At 67.9% G+C, this 20,124-nt stretch carries 15 protein-coding genes and 2 pseudogenes; 2 read left to right on the top strand and 15 right to left on the bottom strand.

Annotation, left to right across the window (positions count from 1 at the left end; genetic code table 11):
* Window positions 1-40: 40 nt before the first annotated feature.
* From ABFT43_RS00515 to ABFT43_RS00490, 6 genes are all read right to left on the bottom strand, one after another.
* Window positions 41-1,291, bottom strand: a complete 1,251-nt coding sequence (locus ABFT43_RS00515; protein ID WP_347958454.1) for an acetate kinase — start codon at window positions 1,289-1,291, stop codon at window positions 41-43.
* Window positions 1,288-3,462 carry a phosphate acetyltransferase gene (gene pta, locus ABFT43_RS00510; protein WP_347958453.1) on the bottom strand — a complete coding sequence of 725 codons (2,175 nt, stop codon included), beginning with the start codon at window positions 3,460-3,462 and terminating at the stop codon, window positions 1,288-1,290. Before pta ends, ABFT43_RS00515 begins: the two co-directional genes overlap by 4 nt.
* 45 nt (window positions 3,463-3,507) lie before the next feature.
* Window positions 3,508-5,124, bottom strand: a complete 1,617-nt coding sequence (locus ABFT43_RS00505) for an FAD-binding oxidoreductase (protein WP_347958452.1) — start codon at window positions 5,122-5,124, stop codon at window positions 3,508-3,510.
* On the bottom strand, window positions 5,108-5,695 hold the full coding sequence (locus tag ABFT43_RS00500; protein WP_347958451.1) for a TetR/AcrR family transcriptional regulator: 588 nt from the start codon (window positions 5,693-5,695) through the stop codon (window positions 5,108-5,110). Before ABFT43_RS00500 ends, ABFT43_RS00505 begins: the two co-directional genes overlap by 17 nt.
* 112 nt (window positions 5,696-5,807) lie before the next feature.
* Entirely contained in the window at window positions 5,808-7,193 is a 1,386-nt protein-coding gene (locus tag ABFT43_RS00495) for an aspartate aminotransferase family protein (RefSeq protein ID WP_347958450.1), read from the bottom strand.
* Between the two features lie 29 nt (window positions 7,194-7,222).
* Window positions 7,223-8,731, bottom strand: coding sequence for a CoA-acylating methylmalonate-semialdehyde dehydrogenase (locus ABFT43_RS00490; protein ID WP_347958449.1), 1,509 nt, complete (start codon window positions 8,729-8,731; stop codon window positions 7,223-7,225).
* Between the two features lie 255 nt (window positions 8,732-8,986).
* On the opposite strand from ABFT43_RS00490, the gene ABFT43_RS00485 reads away from it, so the two are divergent.
* Complete coding sequence (locus ABFT43_RS00485; protein ID WP_347958448.1) at window positions 8,987-10,603, top strand: PucR family transcriptional regulator; 1,617 nt, start codon at window positions 8,987-8,989, stop codon at window positions 10,601-10,603.
* 105 nt (window positions 10,604-10,708) lie between these two features.
* On the opposite strand, the gene ABFT43_RS00480 is transcribed toward ABFT43_RS00485, so the two are convergent.
* The 8 genes and pseudogenes from ABFT43_RS00480 to ABFT43_RS00440 all read right to left on the bottom strand — a co-directional run bounded on the left by ABFT43_RS00480 (window position 10,709) and on the right by ABFT43_RS00440 (window position 18,043).
* Entirely contained in the window at window positions 10,709-11,347 is a 639-nt protein-coding gene (locus tag ABFT43_RS00480) for a 3,4-dihydroxy-2-butanone-4-phosphate synthase (RefSeq protein ID WP_347958447.1), read from the bottom strand.
* A 159-nt stretch (window positions 11,348-11,506) separates the two neighbouring features.
* On the bottom strand, window positions 11,507-12,760 hold the full coding sequence (locus ABFT43_RS00475) for an ethanolamine utilization protein EutH (RefSeq protein ID WP_347958446.1): 1,254 nt from the start codon (window positions 12,758-12,760) through the stop codon (window positions 11,507-11,509).
* 72 nt (window positions 12,761-12,832) lie between these two features.
* The gene (locus ABFT43_RS00470; RefSeq protein ID WP_347958445.1) at window positions 12,833-13,618 is read right to left on the bottom strand and encodes an SDR family NAD(P)-dependent oxidoreductase; all 786 of its coding nucleotides are present in this window, start codon (window positions 13,616-13,618) and stop codon (window positions 12,833-12,835) included.
* A 214-nt stretch (window positions 13,619-13,832) separates the two neighbouring features.
* Window positions 13,833-14,171: a cupin domain-containing protein gene (locus tag ABFT43_RS00465; RefSeq protein ID WP_347958444.1), complete on the bottom strand. Its 339-nt coding sequence runs from the start codon at window positions 14,169-14,171 to the stop codon at window positions 13,833-13,835.
* Between the two features lie 104 nt (window positions 14,172-14,275).
* Window positions 14,276-15,355, bottom strand: coding sequence for an LLM class flavin-dependent oxidoreductase (locus ABFT43_RS00460; RefSeq protein WP_347958443.1), 1,080 nt, complete (start codon window positions 15,353-15,355; stop codon window positions 14,276-14,278).
* Window positions 15,356-15,511: 156 nt separating this feature from the next.
* A pseudogene (locus ABFT43_RS00455) lies at window positions 15,512-15,912 on the bottom strand (flavin reductase family protein).
* 442 nt (window positions 15,913-16,354) lie between these two features.
* Complete coding sequence (locus tag ABFT43_RS00445) at window positions 16,355-16,948, bottom strand: TetR/AcrR family transcriptional regulator (RefSeq protein WP_347958440.1); 594 nt, start codon at window positions 16,946-16,948, stop codon at window positions 16,355-16,357.
* A 63-nt stretch (window positions 16,949-17,011) separates the two neighbouring features.
* The gene (locus tag ABFT43_RS00440; protein ID WP_347958439.1) at window positions 17,012-18,043 is read right to left on the bottom strand and encodes a DMT family transporter; all 1,032 of its coding nucleotides are present in this window, start codon (window positions 18,041-18,043) and stop codon (window positions 17,012-17,014) included.
* Window positions 18,044-18,125: 82 nt separating this feature from the next.
* Here ABFT43_RS00440 and ABFT43_RS00435 point away from each other — a divergent pair.
* Window positions 18,126-19,022 (top strand): annotated as a pseudogene (locus ABFT43_RS00435) (LysR family transcriptional regulator); the annotation flags it as partial.
* A 52-nt stretch (window positions 19,023-19,074) separates the two neighbouring features.
* Here ABFT43_RS00435 and fgd read toward each other — a convergent pair.
* Window positions 19,075-20,085 (bottom strand): glucose-6-phosphate dehydrogenase (coenzyme-F420), encoded by a 1,011-nt coding sequence (fgd, locus tag ABFT43_RS00430; protein ID WP_347958438.1) that lies wholly within the window; start codon window positions 20,083-20,085, stop codon window positions 19,075-19,077.
* Window positions 20,086-20,124: the final 39 nt, after the last annotated feature.

The raw sequence follows: 20,124 nt of genomic DNA, 5'->3' as shown, positions 1-20,124 counted from the left end.
GAGACCCCGCAAAATCGCAGGTTGAGCCCGGAACTGCGCGTCAGTACTCGCGATTCTGTTGCGCCCCTGGGATTTTGGTGGGCCAGCGAGCGGCGACCAACTCCGCGGCCTGCCGCGCGATCGCCAGCTCCTCGTTGGTCGGCACCACCAGCACGTCGACGACGCTGGCGTCGGCGGAGATACGCCGGGCCGCGGTGCTTTCCGAGGCGTTGCGCTCGGCGTCCACGACGATCCCGAAGTTCTCCAGGCCGGCGAGGGCGTCGGCCCGCACCCGGGCCGAGTGCTCGCCCACCCCTGCGGTGAAGGTGATGACGTCGAGCTTCCCCAGCTCGAACGTGTACGCGCCGATGTAGTGCTTGAGGCGATGGATGTACACCTCGTATGCGCGCCGGGCGTTCTCGTCACCCTCGTCGACCAGGGTGCTGATGGACCGGAAGTCGTTCTCCCCGCACAGGCCTCGCATTCCGGAGTTGTGGTTCAACAGGTCGTCGATCTCGTCGAAGCTCAGGCCTTCGACGCGGTTGAGGTGTAGAACCAGGCCTGGATCGACATCGCCGCTGCGGGTTCCCATGACCAGGCCCTCGAGCGGGGTCATGCCCATGGACGTGTCGATGGGGCGACCGCCGGCGATCGCCGACGCCGACGCCCCGTTGCCGAGATGCAACACGATCTGGTGGAGGTCGGCGAGGTCGCGACCGAGGAACTCCGCGACCTGGCCGGAGACGTACTCGTGGCTGGTGCCGTGGAATCCGTAGCGGCGGATGGCGTGTTCGGTCGCGAACCTGCGGTCGATGGCGTACGTCGCGGCCGCCGCGGGCAGGTCGTGGAAGAAAGCGGTGTCGAAGACCGCGACCGACGGCACGTCCGGCAGCAGGGCCTGCGCGGCCTCGATACCCACCAGGTTCGCCGGGTTGTGCAGCGGCGCCAGCGGTGAGACGCGCTCGATCTCCGACCGGACCCACGAATCGACGAGTTTCGGTTCGTACAGCGCACGTCCACCGTGCACCACGCGATGTCCGACGGCGGCCAGACCCGCCCGGGCGAGGTCGATGCCGTTGTCGGCGAAGAACTTCTCGGCGCGCTCGACCGCGGCCTTGTGGTCCGGCAGGGGCAGTGTCTCGGTGATCGTCTCGTTGTCCTGCTCATGCGTGATCGACGAGTCGTGGTCGCCGATCCGCTCGGCGATCCCGTCGGCGATGACCTCACCGGTATCCGGTTTCACCAGCTGGTACTTGAGCGACGAGGACCCGGCGTTGAAGACCAGGACGGCGCCCGCTGTGTCGTGGTTCATGCCTGTGCCCCTGTCTGTCCGCCACCGGTCGCCCCTCCGCCGTCCTGCTGGGCCTGGATCGCGGTGATCGCTACGGTGTTGACGATGTCGGAGACCAGCGCGCCGCGGCTGAGATCGTTGATCGGCTTGTTGAGGCCCTGCAGGACCGGACCGATGGCGACCGCGCCGGCGCTGCGCTGCACCGCCTTGTAGGTGTTGTTGCCGGTATTGAGATCGGGGAAGATCAGCACCGTCGCACGGCCGGCGACCGGCGAGTCGGGCATCTTGGTGGCCGCGACCGACGGTTCGACCGCCGCGTCGTACTGGATGGGTCCCTCGACGAGCAGTTCCGGAGCGCGTTGCCGCACGAGTTCGGTTGCGGTCTTGACCTTGTCGACGTCGGCACCCGACCCGGAGGTACCGGTCGAGTACGACAGCATGGCGACCCGGGGTTCGATGCCGAATGCCTGCGCGGTCTGCGCCGAGGAGATCGCGATGTCGGCGAGCTGCTCGGCGGTCGGATCGGGCACGATCGCGCAGTCGCCGTAGGTGAGCACTTTGTCGGCGAGGCACATGAAGAACACGCTCGACACGGTCGAGACACCGGGTTCGGTCTTGATGATCTCGAAGGCCGGCCGGATGGTGTGCGCGGTGGTGTGCGTGGCGCCGGAGACCATGCCGTCGGCGCGCCCGGTGTGCACCATCATCGTCCCGAAGTAGGAGACGTCACGCATTCTCTCCTGTGCGAGTTCGAGGTTCACGCCCTTGCTCCTGCGCAGGTCGGCATAGATCGCGGCGAACTCGTCGAGCCATTCCGAGGTGGTCGGGTCGATCACGGCGACGCCGGACAGGTCGAGGCCGAGCTCGGCGGCACGACGCCCGACGGCATCGGGGTCGCCGAGCAGCGTGAGGTCGGCGACGCCGCGGCGCACCAACCGGTCCGCAGCCCGCAGGATGCGGTCCTCGTCACCCTCCGGCAGCACGATGTGCTTGCGTTGTGACCGCGCCCGGGTGATGAGCCGGTACTCGAACATCTGCGGGGTCACCACGGTCGGCGTCGCGACGTTGAGCGTGCGCATGACCTGTTCGGCGTCGACATGGGACTCCATGAGCGACAAGGCCGCCTCGACCTTGCGCACCGACCCGGCGTGGAGCCGCCCGCGGGTGTGCGCGGCGGTCCGCGCGGTGTCGTAGGCGCCTTGGTGGCAGCTGATGATCGGGAGCGTGGGTTTCAGCCCGCGGACCAGCGCCTCGATCATCGGGTGCGGTTTGAGCCCGCCATTGAGGATGATGCCCGTCAGACGTGGGAATCCCTGTGCGGTATGCGCATTCACCAGGGCGAGCAGCACGTCGGACCGGTCCGCCGGGGTGATGACGACCGTTCCGTCGGTGAGGCGCTCGAGCACGTGTTCGACGGTCATGCTGCCGACGATCACCCGCATGGCCTCGTTGTCGAGCAGATCGGGGTCACCGCTGAACATCGTCGCGCCGAGTGCGTCCTTCAATTCCGCCATCGTGGGCGCGAACAGGATCGGCTCCTCGGGCAGGCACAGGGCCGGTAACCCGGTGCGGCGCAGCGCCGCCCGGATGTCGTCGAGTCCGGCCGGGTCGCAGCGATTGGCGACCAGCGCGACCGGGGTCGCATGCGCCGCGAGGGCCTCGGCGATGAGTCCCTCGGCGAGTTCGGCGATCTCCTCGGGGGTGCGGTCGGCAGCCTTGAGCATCAACACCATCGGGGCGGAGAGGTTGGCCGCGATCCGCGCGTTGAAGGTCAGCTCCGACGGTGTGCCGACCTCGCTGTGGTCGGAACCGACGATGACCACGCGGTCGCACCGGGCGTCCAGCGCGTGATAGCGCGTCACTATGTCGGCGAGAGCGCCCTCGGGGTCGGCATGGACCTGCTCGTGGGTGACGCCGAGACATTCCTCGTAGGGGACGTCGACGGAGTCGTGGTCGATGAGCAGGTCCAGCAGCGGGTCGCGGCCCTCGGCGCCGGACCGGGTGATCGGGCGGAACACCCCGACCCGTCCTCCGGTAGCGGCCAGCAGCGCCAGGAGTCCCAGCGCCACCGCTGATTTACCGGACTCCCCCTCTGCGGACGCCAGATAGATGCTGGTCGTCGAGTTCCCGCCCTGATCGCCGTGACCCTGATCGTCGGCAACGGGACTCGGAGCGGCAGCGTCGGTGGCCATGCGCCACAGCTTAACGGCGCGGCGCGCGCTGTTCAGGTGTGATGCTCAGAGCAGGATGCCGGGATTGCAGATGCCCGCGGGGTCCAGCGTCGCCTTGACCGCCCGCAACGCGTCGAGCGCGAGTGCGCCGATCTCGTCGTGATAGGCGGCGCGGTGATCGCGACCGATCGCGTGATGGTGGGTGATGCTGGCACCCGTGGCGCGGATCGCGTCGTTCGCGGCGGCCTTGGCCGCCGCCCACTCGGCAAGCGGATCGTCGCCGAACGGCGCCACCACGGTGAAGTACAACGACGCCCCGGCCGGGTAGACATGGCTGACGTGGCACATGACGAGCGGCGGCGTACCCGACGCGGTCAGCGTGTTCGTGATCGCGTCCGTGACCGCTGCCCGCAGGTCGTGCAGCTTCGACCAGTAGGTCACGGTCTCCAGGGTCTCCACCAGCACACCGGAGTCGAGCAACGGGTCGCGCAGATAGGGACCGGCGAAACGTCCCGTGCGCCAGGCCTCGCCGGGTGCGTCGCCGAGCCGGGTGCCGCCGCTCGCGGCGAGGACCTCCGACGCCGCGTCGCGCCGCCGTGCGACCTCGTCGAGGCGACCCTCGTAACCGGTGACGACCAGGCAGCCCGACGCGTCGGCGCCGAGCCGGCCGGGGTCGGTGAGATTGATGGCCGTCTCGACCTCGTCGGACAGACGCAGCACCGTCGGCAGCGGGCCGTCCTGCGCAAGTCGGCGCAACGCGGTTGCGCCGTCGGCGAAGGACGCGAACCGCCAGCCGTCGAACTCACGGGCCTCGGGTGCGGGCCGCACGCGCACCCGCACGCCGGTGATGACGCCGAAAACGCCTTCCGATCCGAGGACGAGCTGACGCAGATCGGGTCCGGCGGCGGACCGGGGTGCGGTGCCGACTTCGATCGTCCCGCGCGGCGTGGCCAGGACGAGTCCCTCCACCAGTTCGTCGAACCGGCCGTAGCCCGCCGAGGACTGCCCGGCCGACCGGGTGGCCGCGTAGCCGCCGATTCCGGCGCCCTCGTAGGACTGCGGGAAGTGGCCGAGCGTCCAACCGCGTTCGCGCAGCAGCGCTTCGGCGGCACTGCCCCGCAGTCCCGCCTGCAGGGTGGCCACGCGGGAGATCTCGTCGACGTCGACGAGCCGGTCGAGCCGTCGCAGGTCGAGACTGACCACGGCGGCGAATCCCGTTCGGTCGGGGGCCAATCCGCCGACGACCGACGTCCCGCCGGTGAACGGCACCACCGCGACCCGCGCCGCCGAACAGATGCGGAGGATCTCGACGACCTCCTCGTGACCGCCCGGGAAGACGACGAGATCCGGCGCGTCCGTGGCGTCACCGGACCGCAGCCGCAGCAGATCGGGGGTGGAATAGCCACGCGTGTGCTGGACCCGCGCGTCGTCGGAGTCGGCGAGATGCTCGGCGCCCACGACGTTTTCGAGGTCGGCGCGCACCCCGTCCGGCACGGCCGGGGTGGGCGGGGTGATCGTCGACGGGTCGACACCCGGGTTCTTCGGCACGTCGCCGGCGAGTGCGGCCGCCGCACCCGGGAGTTCGGTGGTCCGCTGCGGATCGCCCCAGCGGGGTCGCCGCATCTCCACGACGGGGATCAGGGTCTCGTCACCGCCGGTGCCGGGTTCATCGGGTTTCGCCATCATCGTCTCCCTGCTCGTCGGGTCGCTTGACAATCGCCCGCACGACGAGGTCGGCGATCTGCTCGTCGGTCAGCGAACTGTCCGGGATCAGCATCAGCGAGTAGATCGTCCGCACCAGGAACTCGGCCGCGGCGCGCGGTTCCGGGACCAACTGGTCCCCGATCTCCGGCGCGAGATCGGGGAGGGTCTGCTCGACGATCTGGTGGATGAGCGTCGCACCGGTGGCGTCGTCGGTGGCGACGAGGGCGCGGATGATCTCCTCCGGCTCCTTGCGCAGCACGTACTGCAGCGCCTCGTGCTCACGGATGTACGGGAGCACGTTGACGACCTGCGCGCGCACCTTGCCCGCCGCGTCGGGAGCCGAGTCCGACCACTCCCGCAGCTTCACACGCAGCAGGGAGACCTCCCGCTCGACGATCGCCGCGACCAGCGCGGTGCGGCCGCCGAACATGCGGTAGGCGGTCGCCCGGGCCACGCCGGCATGCCGTGCCACCGAGGTCAGACTCAGCGCCTTGGCGCCGAAGCGCGAGATCAGTCCCACTCCGACATCCACCATGCGGTCACGATCCATGGGAGAAACGGTATCGAACCATCAGGCGGTTCGAACCGCCGTGGTCAACGTTTCTCGACGTCACCACGAACCGGGAGAGGGAGCGACCCCTTCTACGATTCCTGAGGGGGAATCAGGAGTTCACGTGCGTGTCCGCGATGTCGAGGACACGGTCGAGGATCGCCAGACCCTCACGCACCTCGTCGTCGGAGACGGTGCACGGTGGCACCGCGTGGATGCGGTTGAAGTTGGCGAACGGGAGCAGTCCGTTCGACTTGCACGCGGCGATCACCTCGTTCATCGCCGGGCTGCTGCCGCCGTACGGCGCCAGCGGCTCCCTGGTCGCGCGGTCCGCGACCAGTTCGATGGCCCAGAAGACACCGAGACCGCGGACGTCACCCACCGACGGGTGCCGCTCGGCGAGAGCACGCAGTCCCGGTCCGAGCACCTCGTTGCCGATGCGGGCGGCGTTCTCGACGATCCTCTCGTCGGTCATCGCCTGGATCGTGGCGACCGCGGCGGCGGTGGCCAGCGGATGACCCGAGTAGGTCAGGCCGCCCGGGTAGGGGCGCTCGGCGAAGGTGGCGGCGATCTCGTCGCTGATCGCCACACCGCCGAGGGGCACATATCCGGAGTTCACGCCCTTCGCGAAGGTCAGCAGGTCCGGCACCACGTCGAAGTGATCGATGGCGAACCACTCACCGGTACGGCCGAATCCGGCCATCACCTCGTCGGCGATGAACACGATGCCGTAGCGGTCGCAGATCTCGCGGACGCCCGCCATGTACCCGGGCGGCGGAACCATGATGCCGGCGGTGCCGGGCACCGACTCGAGCACGATCGCGGCGATCGAGTCCGGGCCCTCGAAACGGATCAGCTGGTCGAGGTATGCCAGCGCCCGTTCGGTTTCCTGCTCCTGTGTTTCGGCGTGGAACTGCGAGCGATACAGGAACGGACCGTGGAAGTGCACGACACCGCTGTTGCCGTAGTCGTTCGGCCAGCGCCGCGGGTCGCCGGTCAGGTTGATCGCGGTGTCGGTGCCACCGTGGTACGAGCGGTACCGCGACAGCACCTTGTAGCGGCCGGTGTGCAGGCGCGCCATGCGAATCGCGTGCTCGTTGGCGTCCGCGCCGCCGTTGGTGAAGAACACGCGGTTCAGGCGCCCGGGGGTGCGTTCGGCGATGAGGCGGGCCGCCTCGGACCGCGCATCGTTGACATGCTGCGGGGCGATGGTGCACAGCTTGGCGGCCTGCTCCTGGATCGCCTTGACGACAGTCGGGTGCTGGTGGCCGATGTTGGTGTTGACCAGCTGGGACGAGAAGTCCAGCAGGCGGTTTCCCTCACCGTCCCAGACGTAGGAGCCCTCGGCGGCGAGGACCGTCATCGGGTTGATGAGCGACTGGGCGGACCAGGAGTGGAACACATGCGCGCGGTCGAGTTCGTAGGCGCGCTCTCCACGGGCCCTGGCGTCGTCGAGGTCTTCCCCGGTCGGCAGGGCGACACGCTCTGTCGTGGTCATGTCGGGTGCCTTTCTGCTCAGGTGGGGCGTCAGTTGTTCTGCGGGAAGCCGAGGTTGATGCCGCGCTGGCTCGGGTCCTGCCAACGGGTGGTGACGACCTTGCCGCGGGTGAAGAAGTGCACACCCTCGACACCGTGTGCGTGGGTATCGCCGAACAGCGAGTTCTTCCAACCGCCGAAGCTGTAGTAGGCGGTGGGCACCGGGATCGGGACGTTGATGCCGACCATGCCGACCTCGACCTCGTTCTGGAAGCGACGTGCCGCGCCACCGTCGTTGGTGAAGATCGCGGTGCCGTTGCCGTACGGGTTGGAGTTGATCAGGTCGAGCGCCTCGTCGTAGGTGTCGACGCGCACGACCGACAGCACCGGGCCGAAGATCTCGTCGGTGTAGACGCTCATGTCGGTGGTGACGTTGTCGAGCAGCGTCGGGCCGAGCCAGAAGCCGTCCGCCTCACCGTCGGCCCGGACGCCGCGTCCGTCGACGACCACGGTGGCGCCGGCGGCCTCGCCCGCGTCGACGTAGGACTTGACGCGATCGCGGTGGGCCTTGGTGACCAGCGGCCCCATGTCGGCGTTGCGGGTGCCGTCGCCGGTGACCAGACCGACCGTGCGCTCCTTGATCTTCGCGACCAACTCGTCGGCGATGTCGCCGACCGCGACCAGCGCGGAGATGGCCATGCAGCGCTCGCCGGCCGAACCGAAGCCCGCGTTCACCATGGCGTCGGCGGCCAGGTCCAGGTCGGCGTCGGGCAGGACGATGGCGTGGTTCTTCGCGCCGCCGAGCGCCTGCACGCGCTTACCGTGGGCGGTGCCGGTCGCGTACACGTACTCGGCGATCGGGGTGGAGCCCACGAACGAGATCGACTTGATGGCCTTGTTGGTCAGCAACTCGTCTACGGCGGTCTTGTCACCCTGGAGGACGTTGAACACACCGGCGGGAAGACCGGCCTCGGCCCACAGCTCGGCCAGCCAGATGGCGGCGGTGGGGACCTTCTCCGACGGCTTGAGGACGACGGTGTTGCCGGCCGCGATGGCGATCGGGAAGAACCACATCGGGACCATGGCCGGGAAGTTGAACGGGGCGATGATGCCGACCGGGCCGAGCGGCTGACGGATCGAGGCGACGTCGACCTTCGTCGAGGCGTTCTCGGTCATCCCGCCCTTCAACAGATGGGCGATGCCGCAGGCGAATTCGACGACCTCCTGCCCACGCGAGATCTCCCCGAGCGCGTCGGAGAGCATCTTGCCGTGCTCGGAGGTGATGATCTCGGCGAGCTCCGCCTTGCGGGCGTTCAGCAGCTCGCGGAACGCGAACAGGATCTGGGTGCGCTTGGCGATCGAGGTGTCGCGCCACGCCGGGAAGGCGGCCTTCGCGGCCGCGATGACGCGCTGGGCGTCGGCGGTGTCGGCGAGGGCGACCTGGCCGGTGACCTGGCCGGTGGCCGGATTGGTGACCGGGGCGAAACGCTCACCGGTGCCGGCGAATTCCTGATTGTCGAGCCAGTGCGAGATGGTCCGGGTGGCGACGGTCGTGGTCATGATGTCACGTCCTTTTGCTGGGTGGGGCGGGAGAGGAGATGGTGATCCGCGCGGGAGACGCCGATGCGCGTGGGTCGATTGGTCGGCCGGCCCTGACGGCGGACGAGCCTCGAGTGCGCTCGGCGGTGTCCTGGATGCTTCGCCGCGTCTGCCGACGCCTGGCTTGGCTGCGCTGCTTACAGCATGACTCCTCCGGGACCCTCAGGAGGCCGACAGAGTGTAAGACGGTGCGCCGACTCCTTTACACTCCGTAACATGAAGCCGACCGTTGCGGACGTTCTCGCCCTTCCGATCGTGCAGGACGGGCAGCCACGATTGGCCGGCGGCAGCGATCTCGACCGCGACGTGCGCTGGGTCCATGTCAGCGACCTGGCCGACCTGACCGATCTACTGCAGGGCGGCGAGGTGGTGCTCACGACCGGCACTGCGCTCCTCGCCGATCCCGTCGGGTATCTCGAGGGCCTCGACGCCGCCGGCGCGGTCGCTGTGATCGCCGAACTCCTCGACAACGAAGTGCCGGAATCCGTTGCGGCGACCGCGGATCGACTCGATCTTCCGGTGGTCGTGCTGCGCCGGGCGATCCGGTTCGTCGAGGTGACCGAGGAAGTGCATCGAGCGATCGTCGCGGACCAGTACGAGGAGGTCGTGTTCTCCCGTCACGTCCACGAGGTGTTCACCGGACTGGGTTTGCGCCGCGCCGGGGTACAAGAGATCGTCGGGGCCGCAGCGGAACTCATCGGTTCGGCAGTGGTGCTGGAAGACCTCACCCGCCAGGTGCTGGCCTTCGACGGGCTCGGGGCGTCGGCGAAGGACCTTCTCCGCGACTGGGAACGGCGATCCCGGCTGACCCCGGTCGCACACGAGACCACGGTGACGGGCCCGGAAGGGTGGCTCACCGCCCCGGTGGGCGCACATCGTCAGGAGTGGGGCCGACTGATCGTTCCCGAAGCCGGTGACCTGGACGAACGGGCACGGATGCCACTGGAACGCGCCGCGCAGGCCCTGGCGCTGAACCAGATGATCGAACAGAACCGCACCGAACTGGAGATGCGCGCGCAGAACGGACTGGTCGACGATCTTCGTCTGGGGCGGATCCCCGACGAGGCGGAGGCCACGGCTCGTGCTCACGCGCTCGGCCTCCAGCCGGGACTGACGTACGCGCCGTTGACGATTCGCATCATCGAGTCGACGAGTCCGGACCAGGTGCTGGCACAGGGGCGCCTGACCCGCGCCCTCGACGCGGTGCGGCACTCGGTCCGGGCGACCCGGCGCACCGCGCTGACTGCGCTCAGGCCTAACGGGCAGGTGGACCTGGTCCTGTCGCTGCCGCCGGCCCGGAACACCGAACAGGTGCTGACCGAGGTCTGCACGGCAATCCGCTCCTCGCTACGGCGTGTCGACGGCATCACCGGTGTGACCATCGGCGTCGCGTCGGATTCGACGCGCCTCGTCGACGCGGCGCGCGGGCTCGCCGAATCCTCCCATGTTGCCGAAGCGGCATTGTCACTTCCCGCCGGCGACAAGGCGTTTCATCGAACCACCGACGTCCGGCTGCGCGGCCTGATCGCGGTGATCCGATCGGACCCGCGAGTGCAGGCGTTCGCCGAGACCGAACTACGCGGGTTGCTCGAACACCATGCGCGGCACGACGATGATCTGCTCGAGACCTTGCGGAGGTTCATCGAGGTGGGTGGCAACAAGGCCGAGCTCGCCAAGGCCATGGACCTGGCGCGCCCAACGGTGTACGCGCGACTGGCCCGCATCGAACGCATCCTCGGCCTCCCGCTCGACGACGCGGAATCGAGGACATCCCTACACGCGGCACTGCTGATCCTGGACAGCCGGCTCGAACCGGCCACTCAGAAGAGCTGAGACACAGCACCACCACGGCCCGACGAGTCGCGAGCGCACTGCAGAATCGCTATGTGCAGCTCGCGATTCTGCCGCGAACCCGCAGTCCTGCGAGAGAGCGGGGCGTCACTGCGCACGCAGGTACTGGACCCACACGAGCTGCAACTCGAACTCGGCGGCGAAATCATGGGCCTCGTCGACGCCGGCCATCGTGGTCTCGTCACGCCGCGAGACCAGATCGGCGAACGCCATGATGCCGGAGAGCCCGGCACTGCGCGACAGTTCGCAGAGCTTGCGGGCGGGCCCGTAAGAATGCGCGGGGTCCTCGCCCACACCGACGACCAGAACGTGGCCGGGTCTGGTGAAGTCACCGTGCCCCAGCGACTCATCGGCCAGCGCGCGCATGGTACGCGCCCGATCGCGCGCCGAGATCCCGGTTCCCACACCGTCGATCGCATCGACCGACACCGCGAGATCGGTGGGTGCACCCGGCGTCACGGCGCTCACGGGAAGCATCGGCGGCAGCCCGAGCACCCGGCACCGGTCGACCGGCACGGTTGCCGTGACCAGGCCGGACCCGAACCGGACGACAAAGGCCATGGCCTCGGTCGTGGCGGTCTCACCGGCCAGGGCGAGGACGACGCGGCCGGTCTCGGGATCGATGACGACCACGGGGCGTCCGGCGCGCAGATCGCCGCGCACCGGATCCGGGGTGGTGGTCACCGAATCCTGTTGAGAATTGGCATGTTCGAGAGTCACGGTCATCGTGAATCCTCTCCGGCGAGAGTGGGGTCTGGAGGTGGGGCGGCCGCCGACCGGTCGGACCCATCACGATCGGTCGGCGGCCGGGTCTGTCAGGCGCGTCCGTGTCCGCAGGACCGGACTCCGGACGATCCCCGGCGAACTGCCGGGTGCCGGCCGGACCTACTGCGCACCGGCCCGTTCGGGTGCCGAGCCTTCCTCGTCGGCAGAGGCCTCTGCGGCCTTGTCCTCGAGGGCGAGGCGCTCGGCCTGCGGGACGGCGAGCCACAGGGCCAGGCCGACCGCGACCGCGCCGCCGAGCAGTTTGCCGATCAGCATCGCGGCGATCATGTTTGGCTGGAAGTTCGCGGTGAAGGCGATGTAGTCGCCGATCGCGAACGCGGCACACACCGCGAACGAGATGGTCAGCACCTTGTCGCGGGCCGGCATCAGCGGGACGACGCGGAACAATGCGAGGACGTTGGCGGCCCCGGCGAAGAAGCCCGCCATGCCCGCCTCGGAGACTCCCACCCGCTTGCCCAGCAGGGCCAACGGCTTCTCCAGCCAGGTCCGGATGGCATACACCATCGGGAACGCGCCGGCCAGCATGACACCGATGTAACCGGCTACCTCGAGCGCCCGGAACTGGTCCTCTTCGTCGGCGATGAAGGGGGCGAGCCCCCACGAGCCGAACAGCCAGGAGCAGAACCCGGTGAAGTACTCGAGCACGCCCAGCGCCAGCGACGCCGTGGTGACCGCGCGGATCAGCTGGCCGAAGGCCATGAATCCCGAGATGGACTGGCGCGGGAAGAACTTCAGCAGCACCGCCAGCACGATCATCAGCGCAACCAGCGGGATGAGGTTGAGGATGATGTCCGCGACGGGCAGGTCGAAGGGCTTGCTGGCCTCCGCCTCCATCGAGACGTCCTCCCGCAACAGCACTCCCGTCTGCGCCAGGATCAGCGTCATGAAGAAGGCGGTGAACGGGATGCCGAGCAGGCCCGTCATCACGCCGAGGGCCATGTACTTGTGGTCCTTCTTCGGCAGCATCGCCAAGCCCACGGGAACGCTGAAGGCGATGGTCGCGCCCGCGGTCATCCCGACCGCGAAGGCGAGGATCCACGCGTTGTGGCTGCCGGCCACCTCATGGGAGAGCTGGTAGGCACCCTGGTCGGCGGGGATGAACGAACTCACCGCGATCGACGGGTCGGAATGCATCCACCGGTACACCGGTGCGATCCACTTCTCGATGCCGTCCGCGAGGAACGGGATGATGCCCATCATGCCGCCGACGGGGAGGAAGATCGCGCCGATCGACATGATTCCCTCGCGGAACTCCTCCGCCAGCGGCGATCCCGGCTTGACGATGTAGGCGCCGGCGCCGAGGAGCATGAACGCCATCATGATGTAGATGATGATCTGGCCGAACAACTCCATCAGGCCGACCCCCCTTCGTGTGGTTTACGCTGCGCGCTCATGTGGTTCGCGGCCTTTCCTCGTCGTGCGGCCTCAGCGACCCGCGAGCAGGCCGCCGTCGATGAGGATCTCCGCGCCGGTGATGTACGAGGCGTCGTCGGAGGCCAGGAACGCCACGGCGGGAGCGATCTCCTCCGGCCCGGCCAGACGACCCATCGGGATGGTGGCCAGGGTGGCCTCTTCGGCGCCCTCCCCGAGCTGGGCGAACTCGTCGCGCAGCATCTGGGTGTCGATGTAACCGGGGTGGATGCTGTTGACGCGGATGCCGAACTTGCCGTAGCTCACGGCCGCGGACTTGGTCATCAGGGTCACGGCGCCCTTCGACGCGACGTAGGAGATGTAACCGTCGGCGCCGACGAGGCCGAAGATGCTCGAGGTGTTGATGACCGAGGCGTGCTTGCTCTTCTTGAGCAGCGGGATCATCGTGTGGAACGACAGGAAGATCGACTTCTGGTTGACGTTGGTGGTCTTCTCCCACGCGGCCTCGGTGGAGAGCTCCGCCGGGTGGATGTCGGCGAGAATCCCGGCGTTGTTGACCAGGATGTCGAGGTGGCCGACGGTGGACTCCAGCTCCGCGGCCAGATCCTGCCACTCTTCGATGCGGCTCACGTCCAGCTTGTGGAAGACGACCTGCAGTCCCTCCGCCTTGAGCGTGCGTTCGGTCTCGGCGCCGACCTCGGCGTTGATGTCGGCGAAGTGGACGATCGCACCTTCCTGCGCGAGGCGGCGAGTGTGCTCGAGTCCCTGACCTGCGGCGCCGCCCGTGACGAGGGCGAAGCGGCCCTGCAGGCGGGTGATTGCCGGTGCGGTGCTGCTCATGATGAATACCTTTCAGGCGTTCGTGAATCTTATGGGTCCGGTGCCGCGAGGCATCGGCGGGAGAACGTGAATCTCACGGCACTGGGAGCTCACGAGTGAAGGGCGCCATCCCCGTATCGACCAGGGAATCCTCGTCTGCTCTCGCAGGAGGGGCGGACGCGTCGGCGTTCGCCTGGGAGGGGTTGGGTTGACCTCTGCGATCGCGGAGTGGCGTCTAACGGTTGATGACGTAGAACTTGCGAACGGTCTCGAGGACCTGCCAGGTGGCGGTCTCCCCGGCGTCGAGGATGAAGGTGTCGCCGGCCCCGATCTCGTAGACCTCTTCGGAAGGATGGACGGTCACCCTGGCCCGGCCGGCGACGATGGCAACCGACTCGGGTCCCTGGACATCGCGGAGGACACCCGGGGTCATCTGCCAGATACCGTGCGTCTGACCGCCGTCGGTCCACAACGCCCTTGCGCTGATGGTCCCGGTCTCCGGATCGGTGCGCTCCCGCTCGGTGAGTTCCGCCTCGCTGATGGCGAGGTGGCGAGAGTCGACGATGTTGCCCAAGAGAGTTCGTCCTTTCGGGATGGGGATGATCGGCCCGCCGGACGCCGTTGTCCGGCGGGCCGATTCAACTGGTGGAGGTGAGATGGGGAGCGGTGTCGCGCGGATCAGCCGTTGAGGTGCGCGAGCTGCGGGGCGACCTTCTGGCCGAGCAGCTCGAAGCTGCGGCGGTATGCCTCGGGGGTGTCGGCGTACTCGTAGACGAAGCTCACGAGCGTGCCGAAGCCGCTGACAGCGTTGTAGAGCTCCTCGATGCGCGCGGCGACGGTATCCGGCGATCCGAGGATGAAGAAGTTGTCGATCATCCAGTCGATCGTGAGTTCCTCCAACGGGATCTCACCGCCGGTCAGCAGCGGACCGAGGCCGAGCCGGATGAAGTTCGGGATGTTGTACTCGCGCCAGAGCAGGCCGAGCGCACCGTTGCGCGCGATCTCCTTGGCCTCTTCGTCGGTGTCGGCGACGATGATGTCTCGGCAGACACGCCAGTCGGACTTCTGCGGGTCGTAACCGGCTTCCTTGGCCGCCGTGGAGTAGGTCTCCCAGTGGTTGATCCAGGTCTTCTCGTGCACCTGCTGGCTGAGCAGGTAGGCCCCACGCGCACCCGCGAACTTGATGGTGGAGGAGTTCTCCGACATGCCGGTGATCATGATCGGCAGCTCCTTGCCGTACGGCTTGAGATGCGGGCCGGCGATCGACTCGTCGTAGGCGGGCATGTCGACCTTGAAGTACTCGCCCTCGATCTTGAATGCGCCCTCGCGCTTGATGATCGCCTGGACGATGTCGAGGGCTTCGACCATCATCTTCTGGTTCGCGTCGCCGGTGCAGAACAGTTGCGCATCCGAGGGGTAGGCCCCCGGAGCGACGCCGGCGACATAGCGGCCGCCGGTCATGTTGTCGAGCCACAGCATGCGGTGGGCGAGCGAGATCGGGTTGTGGTACGGCAGCAGGTGCGCCGCGGCACCCAGCGTGAGGCGCTCGGTGATCTGCGAGGCTGCGGCGATCATCGCGTCAGGGGCGGGCGAGGGCTCGGCGCCCAGCGTGTAGTGCTCAGCAAAAAACGCCTCGTCCCACCCGTATTCCTCTGCCCACTTGACCATCTGGAGGTCCCATTCGATGACCTGCTTGGCGGTGCGGCGGCCGAAGGCGTAGTCGACCGAGTACGGCGCGCTGAAAATACCGAATTTCATGGGGATTCCCTACTTTCTTGTGGCCGGCGACGGGCCGGCGGGTATGCGGGGATCGCCGCCCGGCGCGTCTCGCCGGCGGTGAATTCGTTGTGGGATCTGATGATTCGTGCTGCGACGCCTGATGCGTCGCGTCAGTGGGTGTTCGAGGTCCTTCGGCTATGCCGGCGTCAACTCGGCGAGGCGACGGAAACCGCTGCGATGGAAGATGATCGGCTCAGAGGACGTCGCCTCCTCCGGCGCCCCGAGCTCGACGACCTCGCCGAGGACGATGACGTGGTCGCCCCCGTCGAGGACGTCGGCAACCTTGCAGTCGAACCAGGTAACCGCCTTGTCGACGATCGGATTCCCGGCCGAAGTGGTTGCGTATTCGAGATCTTCGAACTTGTCCGCGCCGCTGACGGCGAACCTCCGGGCGAGTTCGGAGTGTTGCTCGGCGAGCACGTTCACCGCGAACGAACCGGTCTCGGCGATGAGGGCCACGTCGTCGACGTCCGCGCCGGTGCAATCGCGATCAGCGCGGGGTCGAGCGACAGCGACATGAACGACTGAATGGTCATACCCGCAGGTCGGCCACCGTTGACGCCGGTGACGATGGTGAGCCCGCTGGGGAACTGACCGACCGCCTTCTTGAAGGCGTCATGGTCGAACGCTTGGGTTGGCAACAGTGGCCCCCTTCGGAGTTCTGAACATTTGTTGAAAGTTTGTTGGTCGTAAACCTAAAGGTGGCGCAACACACCTGTCAACGGCGAGTTCGTAAGTTTTCTTCGCTGTAACAACAGAACTCGCCAGTAACAAGCGTGCAAATAGCGCGGAATTCTAACCGTCGGAACACACCCGCCAGTGGTCGGTTTCGAGACCAAATCAACGCTTGTCACAGCTGTAGCTGAACATTCGTTGGAATCTGTATGCAGCTCCGTGCCGCGTGCGAACGCGATCGAACGTCACGGACCGCACGCGCCCGACAGGTTCGAACGACGACAACTCAGCGCCCGGATGGGCTCAGGACGACCTGCGGGACCGGCCCTTCACCTGCGGATACTCGCGCGCCTCATCGGACCGGATGATCCCGAGCACGACCTCACGGAGCTCGTCGTCGGACAGCGAGTCGTCACCGACGTTCTGCTGGACCGCCGAACCGTCCCAGATCGCCTCGAGGATGGTCGCGGTGCGGGGCGAGCAGTACATCTCGACGCCGGACTTGGCACGCTTCGACCACTTCCGGATCAGCTGGCGGTACGCGCGCTCCCGGACACCCTGGGCGTACATCTCCCACATCAGCACGACCGAGTTCGTGTCCTCCCCGAGTTTCCGGGTCATCGCGACGACGGCGTCGGCGAGGTCCTCGTCGCTTCGGACATAGGAGAACGCGCTCTCGTATTTCTCCGAGATCCGGTCCACGTAGTAGGCGAACGCGTCGAGCAACAGTTCATCGAGGTCGGCGTAGTGGTAGTTCACCGTGCCCAGCGCCAGGTTCGCCGCGCTGCACACCTTGCGGTGCGTGACGCTCTTGACCCCGCTCTCGGTGATGACCTGCAGGGCCGCTTCCATCAGCGCCACACGGGTCGCTTCCGACCGCGCGTTCTTCGCCTTCATGTGCCCTTCCGATGGGTGTTGCCGAGAAGCCACCGGACTCTCACCGGTGGCTCCGATCAGCAATTATGTCACCCTCGGGCCGCTCAGCGACGCCGACCCCGGCTCGTCGAGCCCGTCACGCGGAGCCTTCACGGCGACGGACGCACGTCGTGGACGCGGCAGGACCTGCCGCGCGATCGCGACCCCGGAGATGCACAGGAGTCCCCCCACGATGCCCAAGCCGGTCGGCAGCTCGCCGAGGAGTGCCCACGACATGACGATGACGAGCGCCGGGACGATCAGCGTCGTCGCGGCCATCGCGCCGGCGTCGGTCCGGGCCAGCGCGTACGCCCAGGTCGAGAAGGCCACGGCGGTGGGGCCGACACCGAGGTAGATCACCGCGGCGATGGCGCCAGGGGTGGCGTCGATCATCTCGGAGAGCGCCACCGGTGCAAACGGCAGGGTCGCGACGAGCCCGGCCAGGGCACCCAGCCAGGTCGCGGTGAGGACGTCGACGCTGCGCAGCGCCGACTTCTGGATCAGGACCCCGCCCGCATAGAGCACCGCCGCGGTGATCCCCAGGACGACGCCCAACCGGTCGGCGTGGGCGCCGGCACCCGCCGATCCACCGGTCGCGATCAGCACGACACCGGCGAAGGCGATCACCACCCCGACGATGAGATGCCGCGGAAAGCCTTCTCCCAGAAAAAGTCCCGCCGCCACCGCGACCAGAATCGGGGCCAGGTTGACCAGCAGCGCCGCGGTCCCGGCATCGAGGTGCTGTTCGGCCCAGTTCAGCACGACCGTGTACCCGGCGAACCAGGCCACGCCATAGGCGATCACCGATCCCAGCGCGCGTCTGCGGGGGAACCAGGGCCGGGCCCCGGCGTCGGTCCGGGCGCGCTCACGCCGCCGGATGATCAGCATGAGTGCCGTCAGTGGTACGACGGCCGACAGCAACCGCCAGAAGGCCATCGATCCCGGCGAGAACTGCTCCCCCAGTCCGCGGATGCCCACGAACGCCGAGGCCCACAGCACGACCGTGACGACTGCAGCCAGCGCGGGTGGTGACACGACGCGGGTACCGGCACCCCCGGTCGAGGAATTCGAGGCCATGCATATAGGGTCGCCCACCAGTCCATTCAGGACAAGTGAAATTTCCTTCTTCAATATTGAGCGTGACTGTAGAGTCGGTCGCATGGTCGACATCCACCGTCTCCGCGTCCTGCGCTCCGTGATCGGGGAACGCTCGATCGGCGGCGCCGCTGCCGCGCTCGGCTACACGCCGTCGGCGGTGAGCCAGCACATCGCCGCGCTCCAGCGCGAGACCGGCCTGACGCTCGTCGAACGCGACGGCCGCGGCATCGTGCCCACCGAGGCCGGCGTCATCCTCGCAACCGAGTCCGAGGCGGTCTTCGAACAGCTGGCCCGCGTCGACGGCCTCATCTCCGAACTCCGCGACGGGCGTCTCGGACAGCTCCGCATCAACTACTTCGCCTCCGCCGGCGCGGTGTGGATACCGCCGATCGTGGCGACGATCTCGCGTGAATTCCCCGGTCTCCGACTGGATCTGCGGCTCATCGAACTGCTCGACCCGGCGGCGCCGTCGCCCGACGTCGAGATCTATGTGGAGGCCGACGAGCGACGGGCCACCGACGCCCCGGGCTTCGTCAGCAGGCCACTGACCGACGACCCGTATCACGCCGTGGTGCCACAGGACTCGGAATGGGCGGACCACGAGTCGGTCACCCTGCACGAGCTCTCCCGGGTGCCGTGGGTCGACAACGACGTCGCCCGGGGCCCCTGCCGACAGGCGCTCCTGAACGCCTGTACCGCAGTCGGTTTCCGCCCCGACTTCAGCGTCGAGACGCAGGACTACCCCACCGCGATCCGGTTCGTCGCCGCAGGAATCGGACTCACCGTCGTGCCCGAGCTCGCGCTCGCCGATCTACCCCACGGAGTTGTGGCCGTCCCCATCGTCGACCCGACCCCCTCGCGCGCCATCCGGGTTCGGGTGCGCCGGTCCGCAGCCGACCTGCCACCGGTGATGCGAGTGCTCGAACTCCTCGACATGGCTGCGGCACAACAGAAGTCATCGCCCGCCGGTCGCGGCGACGCGACCTGCGGGCGATGGACCCTGCCCGGGGTCAGGCCAGCTTGCGCAGGCGCGGGGCGAGATCGCGCTCGAAGTTCTGCAGGAAGCGACGCTGGTCGTGGCCGGGCGCGTGGAAGACGAGATGGTTGAGACCGGCGTCGAGGTAGAACTTGATCTTCTCGACGGCCTCGTCCGGATCGGAGGAGACGATCCAGCGCTTGGCGACCTGCTCGATGGGCAATTCATCGGCGAGCCGCTCCATCTCGACCGAGCTGTTGACGCTGTGCTTCTGCTCCGGGGTCAGCGACAACGGCGCCCAGAAGCGCGTGTTCTCCAGGGCCAGTTCGGGATCCGGGTCGTAGGAGATCTTGATCTCGATCATCTTGTCGATGGCGTCGAAATCGCGCTCGGCCTTCTCCGCGCCCTCCTTGACCGCGGGGATCAGCTTCTCGGTGTAGAGCTCGGCGCCCTTGCCGGAGGTGCAGATGAAACCGTCACCGGCCCGGCCCGCGTAGCGGGCGACGACCGGACCGCCGGCGGCGACGTACACCGGGATCGGCTGCTCCGGAACGTCGTACATGTAGGCGCCCTGCGTGTGGTAGTACTCGCCGTCGAAGTTGACCTCTTCGCCGGTCCACAGCTCACGCATGAGCCGGATGGCCTCGCGCAGGCGCGCGAAGCGCTCCTTGAATTCCGGCCAGTCTCCCTGGAACCCGGTGGCGTACTCGTTGAGGGCCTCGCCGGTGCCGACACCGAGCATGATGCGACCCGGGTACAGGCAGCCCATCGTCGCGAACGCCTGGGCGATCACGGCGGGGTTGTAACGGAAGGTCGGGGTCATGACCGACGTGCCGATCTGGACGCGCTTGGTGCGCTCGCCGACGGCGGCCATCCATGCGAGGGAGAACGGGGCGTGTCCGCCGTTGTGCCGCCAGGGCTGGAAGTGGTCGCTCACCGCGACCGAGTCCAGGCCGTGTTCCTCGGCCGCGACCGCGATCTCCACCAACTCGCGCGGATCGAACTGCTCCGCCGATGCCTTGAAACCGAGCTTCAGTTCTGCCATGAGCCATCGCCCCTAACCGTCGGCCGTGCCGACCTCACT

It is taken from the genome of Gordonia aurantiaca (assembly GCF_039939235.1).
In the GTDB taxonomy this organism is placed as follows: Bacteria; Actinomycetota; Actinomycetes; order Mycobacteriales; family Mycobacteriaceae; genus Gordonia.
The sequence above is the reverse complement of the archived record's forward strand: the minus strand, read 5'-3'. Positions and strand labels throughout refer to the sequence as shown.

What these genes read in the sequence shown, in the direction of transcription:
- ABFT43_RS00515 (WP_347958454.1), bottom strand. Translation starts at nt 1,291, where the DNA reads ATGAACCACGACACAGCGGGCGCCGTCCTGGTCTTCAACGCCGGGTCC.
- pta (WP_347958453.1), bottom strand. Translation starts at nt 3,462, where the DNA reads ATGGCCACCGACGCTGCCGCTCCGAGTCCCGTTGCCGACGATCAGGGT.
- ABFT43_RS00505 (WP_347958452.1), bottom strand. Translation starts at nt 5,124, where the DNA reads ATGGCGAAACCCGATGAACCCGGCACCGGCGGTGACGAGACCCTGATC.
- ABFT43_RS00500 (WP_347958451.1), bottom strand. Translation starts at nt 5,695, where the DNA reads ATGGATCGTGACCGCATGGTGGATGTCGGAGTGGGACTGATCTCGCGC.
- ABFT43_RS00495 (WP_347958450.1), bottom strand. Translation starts at nt 7,193, where the DNA reads ATGACCACGACAGAGCGTGTCGCCCTGCCGACCGGGGAAGACCTCGAC.
- ABFT43_RS00490 (WP_347958449.1), bottom strand. Translation starts at nt 8,731, where the DNA reads ATGACCACGACCGTCGCCACCCGGACCATCTCGCACTGGCTCGACAAT.
- ABFT43_RS00485 (WP_347958448.1), top strand. Translation starts at nt 8,987, where the DNA reads ATGAAGCCGACCGTTGCGGACGTTCTCGCCCTTCCGATCGTGCAGGAC.
- ABFT43_RS00480 (WP_347958447.1), bottom strand. Translation starts at nt 11,347, where the DNA reads ATGACCGTGACTCTCGAACATGCCAATTCTCAACAGGATTCGGTGACC.
- ABFT43_RS00475 (WP_347958446.1), bottom strand. Translation starts at nt 12,760, where the DNA reads ATGGAGTTGTTCGGCCAGATCATCATCTACATCATGATGGCGTTCATG.
- ABFT43_RS00470 (WP_347958445.1), bottom strand. Translation starts at nt 13,618, where the DNA reads ATGAGCAGCACCGCACCGGCAATCACCCGCCTGCAGGGCCGCTTCGCC.
- ABFT43_RS00460 (WP_347958443.1), bottom strand. Translation starts at nt 15,355, where the DNA reads ATGAAATTCGGTATTTTCAGCGCGCCGTACTCGGTCGACTACGCCTTC.
- ABFT43_RS00445 (WP_347958440.1), bottom strand. Translation starts at nt 16,948, where the DNA reads ATGAAGGCGAAGAACGCGCGGTCGGAAGCGACCCGTGTGGCGCTGATG.
- ABFT43_RS00440 (WP_347958439.1), bottom strand. Translation starts at nt 18,043, where the DNA reads ATGGCCTCGAATTCCTCGACCGGGGGTGCCGGTACCCGCGTCGTGTCA.
- fgd (WP_347958438.1), bottom strand. Translation starts at nt 20,085, where the DNA reads ATGGCAGAACTGAAGCTCGGTTTCAAGGCATCGGCGGAGCAGTTCGAT.